The sequence below is a fragment of the Caldiplasma sukawensis genome (assembly GCF_052315375.1).
Classification (GTDB): Archaea; Thermoplasmatota; Thermoplasmata; order Thermoplasmatales; family Thermoplasmataceae; genus Cuniculiplasma.
On sequence record NZ_JBLSDG010000011.1, the window covers coordinates 16,076 to 33,704 of the forward strand.

The following is a 17,629-nucleotide window of genomic DNA, read 5'->3' on the forward strand; positions in this document are numbered from 1 at the left end:
TGTGTAAATAATATACTTGCTAAAAGAGATTTCCATCAAATTATTTCCAAGATGTCATTAAGAACTGCAGCTGCTGTTTCAAGCGGTCCGTCCCTGTTTTCCATCACTGTTACAGGAGCCCTGTCTGAAAAATAAAATGTTATTATCATCCCCATTGGATCAAGTGTTGTGAAAGGATGATTTCTTTCATAATTTTTAAGTCCTGAGAATATCTCAATTTCATCTTTTTCTTTTGCAACAGATACTACCAGGGCATCACCCTCCCTTATTTTTTCATTTTCAATTCCACCATATTCAATCTCATTTATTGAAATGGATGTGTTGAAAAAATGATTTGCTAGGAGAACAGCCTTTCTAGCAGAATCCAATCCGGAAATGTCATCACTTGGATCTGTCTCTGCAACACCCTCCTTTTTTGCAAGTTCAATGGATTCCTCCTTGGTTTTCCCTCTCATCATATTTTTAACAATAAAATTCGAGGTCAAATTTACTATGCCCTCAATTCTTTTAATATTTCCATAACGAAGGCAGCTCTTTTTGAAATTGAAAACAGGTAGACCGCCAGCAACTGTTGCTTCATAAAGTATTCTGCCCTTTCCATTTTCCATTATTTTGCTCCAGTGATTTGCAAGTCCTGACTTGTTTGCAGTTACAACTTTCTTTCCATTGGAAAAGGCCTCTGTATAGTTTTTGAGCTCCCTTCTTCCATCAATAGAGGCAGTGCTCAGATCAACAAAGATATCATATTCTGTTGAAAATATTTTTTCAGATTGATAATTTTCAGAGTGCTTTAAAAAATTTTCAATTTCATTGATTGTTAAAAAATCCTCCTTAATAAGGCATCCTCTGGAGTTTTTTATTCCTGCAACCTTTATATTATGTTCCGGCAACATTTTAATAAGATTTTTTCCTACATTTCCTGTTCCGTTCAGGAATATTGATGTCACTCTTCATCACCGTCTATCTTTCCCACAGAAACGACCCGGTCACCTTCGCTGAGATCAATGAGCTTCACACCCTGTGTGTTCCTGCTCATCTCCCTTATGGTCTCAACGCTCAGTCTTATTGTCTTGTTCATTTCTGTGATAATGAGAATATTGTCCTTATCGTCAACACTAAATGCTGCCACTATTTTTCCTGTTTTCTCATTTATACTCATTATTCTAACACCTGTTGTTCCCCTGTGATGGAGTTTGAATTGCTCCTCTTCCGTCCTCTTCCCATATCCATTTGAACTAACAGTGAGAACACTCTGACCTGGTTCTATTGAGAAAGAAGTGAGAACATTTTCATCTGCTGAAACTTTCATTGATCTGACACCCCTTGCATTTCTGCCCATAAGTCTGATTTCTGAAGAAATGAAACTTGCAGCTTTTCCTGATGTTGATACCACAACTATGTGCTGATTCTCCCTCACATAATATATTGAAGATAGAGAGTCGCCCTCCTCAAGTTTTATAACTATAACACCAGAGCTTCTTGCATTTAGTATTTCACTGTTGGCAATTCTCTTTATGTATCCCATGGAGGTTGCAAGGACCATGCTCATATCTTCTTCCCTTTCCTCCTTCACCATGTTTATTATGTACTCATTCTGATCAAGCTTTAAAAATGCAGATCCTGATGTACCAGTACCTTTCCTGCTCTTGCTTTCAATTCTGAATGCCCTGATTCTGAACATCCTCCCCTTGTTTGTAAAAAAGAGCAGATTGTCGTGAGAACTGCAATGAACAATGGCATTGGCTCTGTCATCATCGTGGAATGATGTGAGAATTCCCTTACCTCCTCTTCTCTGTGTATTGTATTCATCAACTGTCACCCTTTTTATGAAACCCTTTTCAGTCAGAATAACAATACTCTCTTCCTCTGGTATTACGTCCTCTTCCCTTATGGTTTCAATTTCTCCTACCACTATTTTAGTTCTCCTTTCATCGCCAAATCTTTCGGAAAGATTTTCCATCTCCCCTATTAGTATTTTTTTCCTTCTCTCCTCACTCTGAAGAATATTTTCAAGATCTTGAATCTTTGCCCTTATTTCCTCAAGATCCTTTTTCACACTTTCAATCTCCATTGATGTGAGTCTCTGTAATCTCATTTCCAGAACTGCCTTTGCCTGATTCTCTGAAAGTAAAAGAGCAGACTGCAAATTTGAAGATGCTTCCCTTCCGTCCCTGCTTTTTCTAATTATTTGGATTACCGTTTCGATGTTTTCAAGAGCCTTCACCATACCATTTAACAGATGTTCCCGCTCTCTCGCCTTTGAGAGATCGTAGGTGGCTGCCTTCGTAATCACATCTAGCCTGTGAGAGATGTGCTCTTTTATGAGTTGCCTCAGGCTCATGAGTACGGGTCTGTTTTCTTTCAGAACCAGATTTATTATACCTATACTCTGCTCAAGTTCAGTCCTGTTATATAAGGAATTTATAACATAGTCCTTCTTGTCTTCATCCCTTATTTTAATGACTATTCTCATTCCCTCTTTATTGCTCTCATCCCTGATGTCGGTTATTCCATCAATGGTACCTTCATCAACCTTTCTGGCAAGATTTTCCAAAAAAATTGATTTGTTAACTCCATAAGGCAGGCTTGTAATTATGATCCGCTTTTTCTCTTCCCTGTATATTTCACCCCTGCATATGACCTTCCCTCTTCCAGTTTTGTATGCCTCAATAAGAGAATCATTCAAGTAAATTATACCCCCTAAGGGGAAATCTGGACCTTTAACAATTTTTAATAGTTCCTCATTTGTTATTTCAGGATTTTTAACTGCCTCGATTGTTGCCCTGCAAATTTCTCTGAGATTATGAGGGACCATGTTGGTTGCCATCCCTACTGCAATACCTGTTGTTCCATTTATGAGAAGATTTGGGATCACCGATGGTAAATATTCAGGTTCTTTAAGTGATCCGTCGAAATTGTCCCTGAAAGGTACTGTCTCCTTTTCTATATCCTTAAGCATAAGTTCTGAAAGACTGTTTAACCTCGCCTCTGTGTATCTCATTGCAGCTGGGGAATCCCCGTCAATGGAGCCAAAGTTGCCCTGCCCATCTATAAGAGTGTATCTCATTGAGAAATCCTGTGACATCCTGGCCATGGAATCATAAATGGCAGCATCCCCATGGGGATGATACTTACCCATGGCCTCACCCACTATCCTCGCGGATTTTCTATAGGGTTTGTCAGAGGTGAAACCATTCTCGTACATTGAGTAAAGTATCCTTCTCTGAACAGGCTTCAATCCATCCCTTACATCAGGGATTGCCCTGTTCACTATAACGCTCATTGCATATTCAAGATATGATTTTTTAATTTCATTTTCTATTGCTTTCTCTTCCATATTTTTCACCTAAAGATCTATGAAATCAACATACTGAGCATTTTCCTCTATGAAATGCTTCCTTGGTTCAACCTTTTCACCCATCAGTATGGAGAATAAATGATCTGCCTCAGCACCATCCTCTATCCTTACCTTTGTGAGTCTTCTGCTGTCAGGATTCATTGTTGTGTCCCAGAGCTGCTCAGGATTCATCTCCCCAAGACCTTTAAATCTCTGAACAATTGCGTTTTTACCTAAATTTTCAATTACTGTAGATAGTTCATTTTCTGAATATACATAATGAATCTTTTCACCCTTTTGAACTCTGTAAAGTGGTGGTTCTGCAAAATAAATATGACCGCTTTCGATTAACTGTCTCATGCTTCTGTAAAAGAAAGTCAGGAGAAGTACTCTTATGTGTGCACCATCCACATCAGCATCAGTCATAATTATTATTTTTCCGTACCGAAGTTTTTTCAGATTCATTGATTCCCCAATTCCGGTCCCAAGAACCGCTATTAGGTCACGAATTATCTGATTTGAGAGAATTTTTGAGTCCTTTGCCTTCTCCACATTGAGTATCTTTCCCCTGAGAGGCATAACTGCCTGATATTCCCTGTTTCTGGCCTGTTTGGCAGAACCTCCAGCAGAGTCGCCCTCAACTATGTAAAGTTCAGTTTTTTCTATATCGTTGGAGGCACAGTCTGCTAGTTTACCTGGAATTGAACCACTTTCCAGTTTGTTTCCTTTTTTGATTAGATCCCGTGTCTTTCTTGATGCCTCCCTGATCTCCGCTGCCTCAAGAGCCTTTTTTACAAGCATTTCTCCTATGTTTGGATAACTTTCAAGGTACATTTTCAGATAACTTTCCGTTATTGACTGGATTATACCCTTAACTTCACTGTTTCCAAGGCTTTCCTTTGTCTGACCCTGAAATTGTGGGTCGAACATCTTTACATGTATGATGCCAACTATACCATCCCTGGCATCCTCCCCTATGAGTTTTCCTGCTTCCTTAAACTTCTGATTCTTTCTTGCGAAATCAAGAATTGCTTTTGAAATTCCAGCTTTGAAACCTGCAAGGTGAGTTCCACCCTCTGGTGTCTGTATGTTATTAACAAAACTTAGAAATGATTCACCAATGTTATCTGTATACTGAATTGAAAATTCACAGTATATGTCATCCCTCGATTCTTTATGAAAAATTGGCTCCTTTAGTACTGTATTACTCCCCTCACAGATGTATTCTATATATTCGTTAAGCCCTCCTGTGTGATGATACTGTGATGAATAATTGTTCCTTCTATCCATAAGATTTATTGTAATGTCTGGATTCAAATATGAAAGATAGCGTAATCTTTTTTCAACAACATCCCTTTTGAAATCAGTGACAGAAAAGATCTCCGGATCAGGTGTAAAATTTATAAGTGTTCCTGATTGGGAGGTAAAATTGAATTTCAGACCTTTAATTTCTTCAACATTATCCATTTCCTCTATTGGAATACTTTTCATCTGGGATTTGGGAATCCCTTGCTCCATAATCATGTAATAAATAGTTTCATCTTTTTTCACCAAAGCTATTAGCCTTTTTGAAAGTGCATTAACAACATGCAAACCAACGCCGTGAAGTCCACCCGTTACCTTGTATACCTTCTTATCGAATTTAGCTCCACTGTGAAGCTCAGTTAGGACAATTTCCAGTCCAGGTTTTCCGTATACTGGGTGAAGGTCAACAGGAATTCCACGCCCATCATCTTCAACAGTTGCACTTCCGTCCTTCTCAATAACAACACTGATATTCTTAGCAAATCCCCCGTTTGCTTCATCTATACTGTTGTCCACAACTTCAAATATCATGTGATGAAGACCCTGTTCCCCTGTATTTCCTATATACATTCCAGGAACTTTTCTTACAGCCTTCAAACCTTCCATTACCTGTATCTTAGACGCATCGTAATCATCCATCTTATATCCCTCTTTCTAACATTTTTCCCTCAGCATTTCAATGTGCAATTCATCACCTGAATATTGAAACTTTTCAATTTTAATGCAGTTCTGTTTTGCCATTGCATCGAATATATTTCTTTCATACGGGAATTTATCTTTCATCAGGAGTATTCTCATCTCCTGTCCCTCTTCAAGCTCTACCTTTGCAGATCTGAATACACTTTTCAGATATGTAAAGGGATCACCTCCACAGGAAATGAATCTATAATCTTCTTCAATCATAGGATCAGTATCTGTTTTCAATTAATATTTATTTTTATTATTATAGCTTATTATTCAGTAAATTAATGAAAAAACATAATATTATTATAATATATAATATACAGTTTATAATATAAGAAACAATAAATTCTCTGTATAACAATAAAATGAAATAAATCATTCAACCAAATTAAGTAAAAACAATTTTGAATGCATTATCTGATCATAAAAAATCAGTTTATGGATTCAATCAAATAAGCATAAATGTTATCAACAATATAGGATTCTATTTTGAAATACGGAGAAAAATCTGAGTGTTCTACATATTATGTAATTAATATCAAGAAATCAGAATAACATTAAAACACTCCTCAGATCTAATAAAACGAATTAAAAAAGTTAATATAGGTTAAAGCAGGAACAATTTAATATATTTAATCCTCAGTAAATTAGAATTCAATAAAAATATTATTCATTTATCTCGAAATATGAATAATAACATACCTTCCTTGATAATTTTTTAAATTTAAAATTATTAATTGATTGTATGATTGTGCAGAAAAATAAACAACATTATATATAACTTTCATAATGGTGATTGTTAAAGTTTATAATATTCTATTTTTTTTAAAGTGTTAAAGAAAAGTATTTTTTTATAAATGTATTAATAATGGATTTCCCATAGTTTCCATGATATGTTAAAGCATAACTCGTTTAAAATTTTAATAATATTGTTAGTCTTTTCTTTAAGCTTAATGGCTTTTAACATAAGCGTTGATCACTATGGGCAAAGTAACGCCTATAAGATAGAAAGAGATTATTCTTACGGCAATTCTAAGGTCACATTTTCTGTTACAAACGTTACAATAAAATCGGGAGGAAGCGGTTCAATTCAATATTCCGTTCTTCTCGTATCAGGTGGTACATGGGGTACAACCCTTGTTGGTAATTGTCCCTCTGGAATATCTATTCAGTTCAGTAACAATGGTGGAGATCCTACTTATCAAGGAACGGCCACTATTTACGTATCTGCCAGCGTTTTAAATGGCACCTATAAATTATATGTTAATGCAACAGGCGATGATCCTTCAGTTGGGCCTGCAACTATTAATGTAACTGTTATTGATCATAGTTCTAGTTCGCCAACAACTCCAGTATCACCACCTGCCAAAGCTGAGAGTTCCCTGCTTCAATCCTATGGTCCAGCAATTGGTGGCGGGGCAACAATCTTACTTTTTATAATTTTATCAATTTTACCTTTTCTATATAACAATAGAAAATTCAAAGATGTGGGATATCTTGCATTTGCTGTTTCCCTTGTTTCATCAATTTATCTTATCACAGAAGACAAATTGTTAAGGCAGTTTGGGTACATTCACTGGATAATTCTTATTGTATTTTCTGCCGCACTAATAATTGCCATGGCCACTTATATTCTGAGTAAAGGAAAACTTAAAACACTGGCGAGTTTGGGTTTATCAATCGGCTCACTTCTCATGTCACTTGGTATGATACTGGATGCAGCTCTTGGTCTTCCATTAACTTCAATATCCTCTTTAGGAAGTGCCCTTGGATTTAATTACCTTTTTGGATATGGATTAACAACTGCATCAAGTTTTTCTGTTAGTCTGGCCTTTTCACTCCTTCTTATTTTCAATGGATTAATTTTCTCAATATTCTTCACAAACAAAAAAAGAATAAAATCAGATGTCAAGTAATTTTTTGAAATCGCAAAGCATTTTTTATTTCATCTGATATTTTCAATTCATTTTCATTTATGAATATTTTTCTATTAATAATTTTAAGTTTTGTGCCTGGCAACATGTTATTTATCTTTAAAAATTTGAGCCACTCTTCTTCTTCAAAAACTATCCTGGATAATGTATATTCACCATCATTACAATTCTCAATTTTTATGTCTTTTTTTATTTCAATTTTCCCGTCTGGGGATGGTATGGGATTTCCATGAGGGCATGACAATTCACCATACTTCTCTTCGATCTGCCTAGCTATGAGATTTGTGATTCCATGTTCAATTCCCATAGATTCCTCATCAACCATCTCCCATGGTATTCCAAGCCCTCTGTAAAGTAACACCTCTGCAAGTCTGTGTTTTCTAAGGAATATAAGCGCTTCTCGTTTCCCCTCCTCCGTGAGTGAATACTTTCCATCTTTTATCTTCACCAGATAATTTAAGTTAAGAAGAAGCTTAAATTCGTCATAGGCTGTCTGCCTTGTTATTCCAAGTTTTTTTCCTACCTCAGAAGGACCTGCATATCCTCTGTATTCCTGAATATCATATATGGTTTTGAGATAATCTTCAATTTCAATGCTTTTGCCCGTTTATACATCACCCAAAGATTGAGCCAAGTCCCGATGCTGCTTCTTCATTTTCTCTGTTTATTTTTTCTATTATTTCAGCTGCCTTTTTTGTATCAACTGGTTTCAAATAGTCAGGGGGTTTTGAGAGTATTTTTGTTATTTCCTCATCGCTTCCCTGGAAGATTATTATATTTCCTTCAAGGCCAAATGTCACTCCGTCCTTTTTTGTAATACCCAGTCTGAAAACAGGATCTGTGTTTATGAATTCATCAACATTTTTTTCATATTTCTTCTCATAATTGAAAATTTCAAACATAGTTCTCAATAATTATACCCTATAAAATATTTGATGTATCCATAGTTAAGATTTTTATCCTCTCTTTTGAACCCACATAACAACCACTCCAAATGTTCCTGAAAGTATGACTAGAATGAAAAAAAGATAGTCATTTGGAATCAGTGAAAGTAATAGAATCATAATGAGCACAAGACCTGTTGATGGTTCTCTCTGATAAATTTCCTGAAGTGTGAATGGCATTCCTGTGATGTTTGAAATGAAACCCCTTCCGTTAAGATTTGTGAGGGTCAATGAAAATATTGCAGTTACCTGAAACAGGTAAGTTATGCTTGTTCCAAAGATTGGTATAAAGCCAAATATAAGTGAAAAAAATGATATTATGAGTCCAAGTGCAACGCTGTATGCAGCATTTTTCCTGTTCTCCCTGAAAGTATCTCTTATGTTCATGTTTCCCTTCTTAATTAAGTCATCAACAGAGTAGGATTCCCATAGGATTGAATATACAAGAAATGCCCAGAACACGCCATAGAGAACTATTTCCTCTATTAAAGTGAGTTCAATAGGTATTCTTACAATAACCATGTTGATTGAAAAAATTACATATGTTAAAATTGTGTATACCACAGTGCCTATTATAAGACCTGCAATGAACGGCAGTATTACGTCAGGTTTTTGTTCTATCAAATGGAAAGAACGTCTAAGTGATTCAGATTGGTCAGACATTTGACTTATTATCCAATATCAGGTTAAATAATTTTATAAAAATATGAGAAAGGCAATCAAAAACTAAAAATATAATAAAAATCATAGTCGGTTATGAATGATACCGGTCTTCCTATTGATGAGAGAATAATGCCAAGGAATTCCAAGTATATACAGGATTATGAAAGATCCATACAGGATCTGGAATCTTTCTGGTCTGAAAAGTCAAGAATCATTGACTGGTTTGAAAATTATAATTTGATTCTTGATGATTCCAACCCCCCATTTTTCAGATGGTTCACTGGAGGAAGAACCAATGCTTGTTATAACGGAATAGACAGACACGCAAGATCTGAGAAGAGAAATAAGGCTGCCCTCATCTGGGTAGGAGAAAATGGGGAGGAGAAGATCATTACATATCACGGAATGCTGAAGAGAGTGGTTGCATTCGCCTCCATTTTAAGGAGATTTGGCGTGATGAAGGGTGACAGGGTTGCCATATATCTCCCCATGATACCTGAAGTTGTTGTTGCAATGTATGCCTGTGCGAGAATAGGTGCACCATTTACCGTTATATTTTCTGGATTTGGTGCCTCTTCACTTGCTGAAAGGATAAATGATTGTGGTGCAAAACTTGTAATAACATCAGACGGAGCAAGGAGAGGAGGTAAAATAATTGATTTAAAAAAAATAGTTGATGAGGCACTTGAAAATACAACCACAGTTGAGGGTGTTATCGTTATCAGAAATACAAGGAATAACGTAGATATGAAAGAAGAGAGGGATTTCTGGTATCATGAAATGACTCCAGATGAGGATACAATAGAATGTGAGGAAATGGATTCAAATGATCCGCTATTCATTCTTTATACTTCTGGAACAACAGGGAAACCAAAGGGTGTAGTTCATAGCACAGGATCTTATTCAGTCTGGGTTGCCAATACGCTTAAATGGGCTTTTGATCCTAATGAAAGAGACAGATGGTGGTGTGCAGCTGATGTTGGATGGATTACCGGGCACTCCTACATCGTTTTTGCACCTTTCTTCCTTGGACTCACCTCAATAATGTATGAGGGGGCGATCAATTATCCAACTCCTGATAGAATGTGGTCAATAATAGAGTATTATGGTGTTAACATTCTGTATACTTCCCCAACTGCCATAAGAATGCTTATGAGATATGGAGACACCTATCCACTTAAACATGATCTCACAAGCCTCAGAGTCCTGGGGACCGTTGGGGAGCCCATTAATCCTGCAGCCTGGAAATGGTATTTTGAAAAGATTGGTGGAGAGAGATGCCCCATCATTGATACGTACTGGCAGACAGAAACAGGAGGCTTCATAATTTCACCCCAGAATTACTATGGCACATGGTATCTGAAGCCAGGTTCTGCAACATTTCCAATCCCAGGAATAGTCCCTGAAATACTTGACGAAAATGGGAAACCTTTGAAAGATGGTGAAAAGGGATATATTTGCATTAAAAGACCATGGCCAGGTATGATGATAGGTTTAAACGGCGATGAAAAAAGATTTCGGGATGTATACTTTTCTAAATTTAAGGGGTACTACTATAACGGTGACTACGCAGTTAGAGATGAGGATGGGTATTACTGGATTTTAGGTAGGGCGGATGAAGTAATTAAGGTTTCGGGACACAGACTCGGCACCATTGAAATTGAGGATACAATGGTTTCTTTGAATGAAATTAGCGAGGCTGCCGTAATAGGAAAGCCTGATCCTGTGAAAGGTGAAAGCATAGTTGTATTTGTTGTTCCAAAGCTTGGTGTTAAAACAGATCACAATACTGTTGAAAAATTGAAAAAGGAAATTAGAGAGAAGATGGGGCCGATTTATGTTCCTGATGAGATACATTTTGTGGATTCCGTTCCAAAAACAAGAAGTGGAAAGATCATGAGAAGAGTAATAAAGGCTGTTTATCTTGGTAATGTTCCAGGAGACATTTCAACCCTTGAGAATGAGGCTTCTGTTGATGAGATAAAAAGGGCAATTGAAACCATTGGTAAAATAAAGTAATTTTAAATACATCTATTTTATTAAATAGGTATGAAATTAACACCAAGAAAAACCATATTCATTGCAGCCTTTTCCATACTCGTGGTTTTTGTGGTGATTTCATCTGTATCAGTGTATTATACAACACAGCAGGATCTACAGGTAATTTCAGGAAGATTTGACAATCTTTTCATTGAAGGAAATACATTGAAAATGAATGTAAGTTTCAACGAAAGGAACAATGGTCTTCTACCCAGTCAGATAAAGATATTCGACCAGACATTAACTGTAAATCCTTCAACATCCCTCAGTAATGTTTATTCCCTTACAATAAAAAATTCCAGTAACGATGCAAACTGGGCTGAAAAGGGTTTTGTATGCCTTTTTTCCGTATTCATATCTGAATTCTTTCAGAGTATAAACATTTCTTCATTCTCAAGGCAGGTTTCAGTTAATGTGCCTTCACTTTTTTCCTCTTTCTGTATTACTGGAATAAATAACAATACAATTAATGCGGAAATTTCAGGTCTGATTCCAATTGTAACAAATTTCTTCACCATTTCAATACTTCTTGGAACAAAAGTAATAGGTACACTCAGTTACGATGCCATAAATAATCAACCAATTAGCGGAAACGTAACTCTCTCTGGCTTGATTGATGAAAATGTTCAGAATCCAGGATATCTTAATTTTTCCTTCATGGGCTTCAGCTGGTAAGAACTACCATTATATTAATAAATAATTTTAATATTTAGTGTTGTGAGAAATTTTAATGCGACGTTCCATTTTGAGGATGATTTTCAATGGAAAAATCTGGAAAAAATATTTCCGGATATTTTTCATATAATAAAAGGTTCCAAGAAAATTTCACAGGAAGAAGAGGTTCAGATTCAGGTAAAATATGAACTTAATATGAAAGAGATTGAAAAGAATAGGAAGCCATTTGGTTTCACCTCAGATGAATGCGAAGCTTTTCTTGTATTTCCTGCAGATCAGAAAAAAATGATAATAGGAAGAGAAATGCCATCTGACAGAATACAGGAATTTGCAGATGAAATATCAAAAGTTTTAAAGGCAAAGAAGATAAAATTTAAAGTTACTTTTGATGATATGCTCCTTAAACAGGTAATTAAACAAAAAAAATAGATTTTAATTTTTTTTCTTGTATCTTTCAAATATTGCAAGTAGTGATGGGAAGTAAATTGTTCTTATTATGAAAGTATCAATTAAAAGGGAAATTACGAAAGAGAGACCAAGTTGCTCAAGGAAAGGATCCTGAATAAATCCGAGAGATCCAAGAGAGGCTGCAAGTATAAGTCCAAGTGAAGTTATAACTCTTCCTGAACTTGAAAATGCCTTTGGAGCTCCAGACTCGAAATTCACCCTCTTTCTATATTCATTTATCCTTGATATTATGAATGTGCTGTAATCACTTCCTAATGACATCAGGATTATGAATAGAATTGGGGGAATCAGGTATATTAAACCTTCATGAAGAATGTAATTTGATATGAAATACAGGATCACTGTAGTCCATGATATGCTTATAATCACTCCAGATATTGCTGTCAGTGGATATTTCAACGATCTGAATGCAAAAGCAAAAATAACAAATATAACAGATGCTATCAGAATTTCAAGTTCAGGATATATAACGCTGTTTACTTTTTTCTGATCAATTATTGAGGAAGTTATTCCACCCACTATGAAGTTTCTGTTTTCCCTTAGTTTTTCTGTTGCAGATATGGCATTTGAACTATAAGGATTGTACTGGTAATAAACCACATATTCAACGTATCTACCATTCCCAATTGTATACTGTGATAGGCTCAAATTATTATTCAATGAGGTTCCATTGGAATATGGGCCTATAACTTTTGATACACCATCAACTGACAGAATATAACTGGTATCTGATTTTAAAAGAGCATCATTTGTTGAGTTGTTTATCCATTTGTTAAAAGGTGCCTTTACCAATACAAAATTTGGGTAAATTACATTTGCACCAAAAGAGTTCTCTATTATATTCAAACCCTTGACTGCCTGTAGTGATTCGGGAAGACCAGAATTGAAATTGTATGTGGAAGGAACAGTTGCAAAGAAATAAACTGAGGGCAATGCCAGTATTATTATTATAGCTGCGATTGAAAATTTGTGATTTATTGAGCTTTTTGCAATGCTGTGAAATTTAGAAGATTCAAGATAACCTTCCTTGTATGGTTTCAGTGATCTCTTTCCAAACAGTTTCGTACCTACAACTGATAGAATGGCTGAAAATAGTGTTGAAACCATAATCATTATGAGAAGTATTGCAATAAGCAGTGTGACGCCCCAGCTCAGAAAACCTGGAATGAAAGAAAACATTGCAAGACTGAAGGCAACTGTTATTCCGCTTATGACCACAGCCCTTCCAGCCTTGCCAATAGCATTCTCCAATGCCTCCTCTTTATCTTTTCCTTCCTTTATTTCCTGTCTGTATCTTGAAGCAATGAATATCACATAATCCGTTGATACTCCAAGAGCCACAGCTGTGAGTGTGTAATTCACTATGTAGTTCACACTGTGAACTAATAGACCAGTCAAAAATATTGAAACGTATCCCAGAACAGTTGCAAGTGAAACAAATATGATTGATATTATTCCTGCTCTCCAGGAATATAATGTTATTCCAACAGCAAATGCAAGTACCACAAATAAAATCCCAAATACAAATGCATCCGTTGATGTGATCTGCTGTGTTTCATATTCAATTGGACCATTTCCTGTTACGTATGAATTGCTTCCAAAAAATCTCTGTGAAATTTTTTCTATAACAGGGGTTGCCGCCTGAGATGGGACATAATCACCCGCCCCTATATATCCAGCAGGAACATTAAAAATAACATCAATTACAGTGACATTACCATTTGGGGAAATATACTGTTCCTTTATAAATGAAGGCAATTTGTAAAGACCGAAGTGCTCAACATAATAGAGACCGGTATTTGTTGATAATGAAATTGAAGTTATCAGATCTGGCCAGACATTCACATGATAATATGAGTTGATAAAGGAGGATACAGCAGGAGATACATTTGTTGTAAAATTGATCACGTTGTAATAATTAAATGCAATGAATGATGATGGGTTGTAAACACTTATCAGATAATTTGGAAATACTTCGTTGTAAGCTGTTTCTATTGAATTCTGAATCCATAAGACTGGATTATTAATATATCCGTTTTTTGAATAGTTTGAAACCGTTTTATTTAAGTTTAAAAGGAAATATTTTTCGTATTCCGAATTATTATATCCTGAAACATTCATGGCTTCAGATATCTTATTAATTGAAAAATTAAAAGAACTAAAGGAATGGTAAAATGAACTTGGATAGGTGTACATTATGGAGATGTTTTGTACTGATCCATTATATATTGAAGATATCTCAGACCTATAAGCATTTGAAATTGAATCTATGAAAGATGAATATTCACTGACAGCTGATGATGTGGAGGATATATTTTTGATTCCTGATTGCATGATTTCATTCTGCATCTCCATTATATTTGTGACAGCTGTTTCATTTGATAATATATTTGAGTTAACTGCTATTATAATAGTGGAATTATCCTTTGAATAATTCTGAAGTATTGACTGGGCCTGAGCTGATTGGGAATTTGAAGGTAAAGAACCAACGTTTCCATAGGAAATGTAATGGCTATAATTGAGCAAAGCTGGAGTAGAAATTAGGATTATTATTATCCAAAGAATGATTATTATCCATTTTCTTTTGATAATCAGTTGAGTTAAATTCATTGGTAATGTTAAAATATTAAAGTAATTTAAAATTAATAAAAAATTTTTTAATTTATTTAAAGCGAATTGATTATAAAATTGAGTGATTTTATGTTAAGTGAATCCAATTTCACATTAGAAGATGTCTGTTTGAGCTCAGCCTGGTTTCCATTTAGAGCCCAAGTAAATATGTTATAGAGATTGAAATTTGTGTAATTTCCTGATCCTCCAAGCTCTTCAAGCAATGTCTCACCCCAATATTCGCCGTATGTTGTATTAATGTCAAATGCGAATGAATTTAGATCAATACCTATTACTTTACCAAGAGTGTGATTAAATATGTATGAACCGCCTGTGGTATAGTTTAACAATGTAGCATTCTGCAATTCCATGGATATTATTGTGCTTCCAACTCCGTCAACCGAAGTTGGAACTCCATTCTGAATATTCATGCCGTAAGCAATCACACCAAGGGAGTAGTTGCCATCACTGTTTTTAATAATTCTGAAGGGTAAGGGATTTATTGTTAGGTATGTCACACCTTTTCCTGCTGTAATTACTATGCCGTCCTGAAGTATATATTTTTCAGATATTGTGAACTGTGTTATTCCAAGTGAATTTATGGATCCTTTTACGTATATGTGGCCGGATATTGTGGTATTAAATATGTTAAGACCCTGGGGGACATAACATTTTCCAATCTGAAATATAAATGATTGATGAGATGCTGAGATTACCTGAGGTGTTGTTGATCCGTAATTTGTTATGTATGATGAGGTTGATATATTATAAAATTGAGTGAGTAAATCTGACTGCTGTGTCTGGAAATAGTTGTCATAACCTCCTGTTGTTGTGAAACCCCATCCAATATCACCATTTCCATAAGCAGGTGTACCATTTGGATTTACATCCTCCACGCACAAAGTGTAGTTTCCCTTTGGAAGCAATTTTCCATTACCAAAAATTGGCAGTCTAGTATACCCAGTTGTGTTAATTCTGTATATGTTAGATAAAGACACATTTGTACCAGTAATTGAGACCTTAATGTAAGATGAGATGTTCCCACCAGAGTATGCCCCTGGTGAAATTGTAAAATTTAAAAGATAAAGTGTAAGGAAATTTGCCCTCTCAGCCTGTGTTAATTTGAAAAACTCCTCTCCCTTGTCAGATATTCCCCAGTAACTTGGCAAATTACCTGATGCGATTGAAAAATTGATGTATATGTTTATAGTGGCATTATTTTTTGTGTTTATGTATCCAGATGATGGTATTGCAACGTACTCCACACCTTTGTAAACATCATTTTTAACCGAATAGTTATAGATATATCCTTCTGGAACCGTAAAGTTTGCCTCAGTTTTATTTGTAGATACAGAATGTAACAGGACGGATGAATTCCATTCAGACCCTGTGGGTAAACCATTTTCATGTATTGTAATATGGGAATAAGCTGTTGTGGTTCTTGGACAGTCATATAGTGAAACTGCATAAACACAAGAATCTGAAGATACGATGTGAGAGGAAACTGGAATAAATGTATCATTACCACTAAATATATTGTAACATTCTTCTATATTTGTTTCATATGAGTATGCACTTACTGTGTTTGTAATGCTTGCATCATTTGAAGAAACTGCGCCGATAAAAAGATTGGGACCGTATCCCCATCCATAATTCTCGTCTTGATTATATATAATGACTGGACAACATTGCCCAGGATTATTATTTGAATAACTTGACTCGTTGACGGATTCCCAGAAATTTAAGTAATATTGGTTACCATAATTCCCTGAAAGCTCCACTGGAGAGGGAAGAGATATGGTTACTTTATAATAAGGGTTGATGCTTGAATTGTAACAGGTTGAACCACTTGGGTTAATTGTTAAATGGGCTGAAAAAATTGTGTATTTTGCTGAATTATTGAAAGGTTGGCTAGCGTTACTTAGTGTCAAATATATTGAAGAAACACCTCTGTAGTAAAATTTCAAATATTGTAAACTGGGTTCAACATAAAATGTTATCTTGTTGATTGTCTGATCAGGTGTTGCATAAAATTCCTGGGATGCCAGTCTGTAAAACCTTGTGCTTGGAGAGAAACTCAGTCCTGTAATATTTCCAGAATTCAACCAGTAATCCATGCATTGTGACACAGAATTTAAATATATTGTTGATGTATCAAATTCGTTATTCACATTCTCAGGAGATATGCTTGATGGGTTTCCTGATACACCGGCTACGAGGGTTTTATTCGTATTATCATTTATAAATGATATGTATATATTTAATTCCTGATCAGTAACCTTAACCGAACCCGATGATGGGTTTGGTTTATATGTTAGATTATCAGTTGTAATAGAATATGCGTATGTCCCCCTTGAAAGACTGTAGGAAATCACAGATTGTGTGGTGGATCCGGATGAACTGGCTGACTTCTGAACTCCACCAAGCTGAATTGTCCAGTAATATCCTGATGGCAAACCTGATTCAATAAAATTTACAGAGTATTCGAATAGTTTATCAACGTAAAGGTTTGTGTAAATGTTTGATGAGCTTGCATTCGCTGCGGCATAAGTACTGATCACTTTATTCTTAACAGGATTTATGTATGAAACATTAAAATTGTAATTCAGACTTGCATTAAAATTATTTGAATAATAAATACCTGTGCTCTGAGATGGGGAAAACGGAGGCACTCCATTAATTCCAATTGGTACACTCTGTGATATTGAATCTCCAGGATTTAAGCCTGATGCCTGCATCTTTGTATCCAGAGATGAAAATGAACTTTGAGTTCCTTTTTGATATGCTATTTCATTGTTTGTTGATGTTGAGGGAACATACCATAAAATGAAACTTGTTAAAACTACACTTGCTATTGCAAAAAGGAGTATGGCGCCGATTATTTCACTCACACTCTTATCTTTTTTAAATACAGATTTCATAGATATTAGGATAATTGAATTTCAGTCATAAATTTTTTCCTCAAAATT

At 35.4% G+C, this 17,629-nt stretch carries 13 protein-coding genes and 1 pseudogene; 4 read left to right on the forward strand and 10 right to left on the reverse strand.

Translation table 11 applies throughout. The features are described from left to right. Positions 1–35: 35 nt before the first annotated feature. Genes ACNF4Z_RS06130 through ACNF4Z_RS06145 form a run of 4 tightly spaced genes read right to left on the reverse strand, consistent with a single transcriptional unit; the run spans position 36 to position 5,545 of the window. Positions 36–947: a hypothetical protein gene (locus ACNF4Z_RS06130; RefSeq protein WP_458328359.1), complete on the reverse strand. Its 912-nt coding sequence runs from the start codon at positions 945–947 to the stop codon at positions 36–38. Then, a complete protein-coding gene (gene gyrA / locus ACNF4Z_RS06135; RefSeq protein WP_458328360.1) occupies positions 944–3,337 on the reverse strand; it encodes a DNA gyrase subunit A in 2,394 nt (797 codons plus the stop codon). Before gyrA ends, ACNF4Z_RS06130 begins: the two co-directional genes overlap by 4 nt. Positions 3,338–3,346: 9 nt before the next feature. After that, on the reverse strand, positions 3,347–5,281 hold the full coding sequence (locus ACNF4Z_RS06140) for a DNA gyrase/topoisomerase IV subunit B (protein WP_458328361.1): 1,935 nt from the start codon (positions 5,279–5,281) through the stop codon (positions 3,347–3,349). Between the two features lie 15 nt (positions 5,282–5,296). Then, the gene (locus ACNF4Z_RS06145) at positions 5,297–5,545 is read right to left on the reverse strand and encodes a hypothetical protein (protein WP_458328362.1); all 249 of its coding nucleotides are present in this window, start codon (positions 5,543–5,545) and stop codon (positions 5,297–5,299) included. A 734-nt stretch (positions 5,546–6,279) separates the two neighbouring features. On the opposite strand from ACNF4Z_RS06145, the gene ACNF4Z_RS06150 reads away from it, so the two are divergent. Next, a complete protein-coding gene (locus ACNF4Z_RS06150) occupies positions 6,280–7,242 on the forward strand; it encodes a hypothetical protein (protein ID WP_458328363.1) in 963 nt (320 codons plus the stop codon). Here ACNF4Z_RS06150 and ACNF4Z_RS06155 read toward each other — a convergent pair. The 4 genes and pseudogenes from ACNF4Z_RS06155 to ACNF4Z_RS06170 all read right to left on the reverse strand — a co-directional run bounded on the left by ACNF4Z_RS06155 (position 7,235) and on the right by ACNF4Z_RS06170 (position 8,867). Continuing rightward, a complete protein-coding gene (locus ACNF4Z_RS06155; protein ID WP_458328364.1) occupies positions 7,235–7,708 on the reverse strand; it encodes an iron dependent repressor, metal binding and dimerization domain protein in 474 nt (157 codons plus the stop codon). The genes ACNF4Z_RS06150 and ACNF4Z_RS06155 overlap by 8 nt on opposite strands. A 51-nt stretch (positions 7,709–7,759) precedes the next feature. Then, positions 7,760–7,855: pseudogene (locus tag ACNF4Z_RS06160) on the reverse strand (transcriptional regulator); the annotation flags it as partial. Between the two features lie 19 nt (positions 7,856–7,874). Next, positions 7,875–8,162: a hypothetical protein gene (locus ACNF4Z_RS06165; protein ID WP_458328365.1), complete on the reverse strand. Its 288-nt coding sequence runs from the start codon at positions 8,160–8,162 to the stop codon at positions 7,875–7,877. A gap of 54 nt (positions 8,163–8,216) precedes the next feature. Then, positions 8,217–8,867, reverse strand: coding sequence for a hypothetical protein (locus ACNF4Z_RS06170; RefSeq protein WP_458328366.1), 651 nt, complete (start codon positions 8,865–8,867; stop codon positions 8,217–8,219). Between the two features lie 93 nt (positions 8,868–8,960). Here ACNF4Z_RS06170 and acs point away from each other — a divergent pair, with 93 nt between their 5' ends. Genes acs through ACNF4Z_RS06185 form a run of 3 tightly spaced genes read left to right on the forward strand, consistent with a single transcriptional unit; the run spans position 8,961 to position 12,011 of the window. After that, positions 8,961–10,886, forward strand: a complete 1,926-nt coding sequence (gene acs, locus ACNF4Z_RS06175; RefSeq protein ID WP_458328367.1) for an acetate--CoA ligase — start codon at positions 8,961–8,963, stop codon at positions 10,884–10,886. A gap of 30 nt (positions 10,887–10,916) precedes the next feature. Further along, positions 10,917–11,582, forward strand: coding sequence for a hypothetical protein (locus ACNF4Z_RS06180; protein WP_458328368.1), 666 nt, complete (start codon positions 10,917–10,919; stop codon positions 11,580–11,582). A 42-nt stretch (positions 11,583–11,624) separates the two neighbouring features. Further along, positions 11,625–12,011 (forward strand): hypothetical protein, encoded by a 387-nt coding sequence (locus ACNF4Z_RS06185; RefSeq protein WP_458328369.1) that lies wholly within the window; start codon positions 11,625–11,627, stop codon positions 12,009–12,011. Positions 12,012–12,014: 3 nt separating this feature from the next. Here the strand turns inward: ACNF4Z_RS06185 and ACNF4Z_RS06190 are convergent, their stop codons facing one another. Next, positions 12,015–14,660 carry an MMPL family transporter gene (locus ACNF4Z_RS06190; protein ID WP_458328370.1) on the reverse strand — a complete coding sequence of 882 codons (2,646 nt, stop codon included), beginning with the start codon at positions 14,658–14,660 and terminating at the stop codon, positions 12,015–12,017. Between the two features lie 56 nt (positions 14,661–14,716). Next, the gene (locus ACNF4Z_RS06195) at positions 14,717–17,581 is read right to left on the reverse strand and encodes a hypothetical protein (protein ID WP_458328371.1); all 2,865 of its coding nucleotides are present in this window, start codon (positions 17,579–17,581) and stop codon (positions 14,717–14,719) included. Between the last annotated feature and the right edge of the window lie 48 nt (positions 17,582–17,629).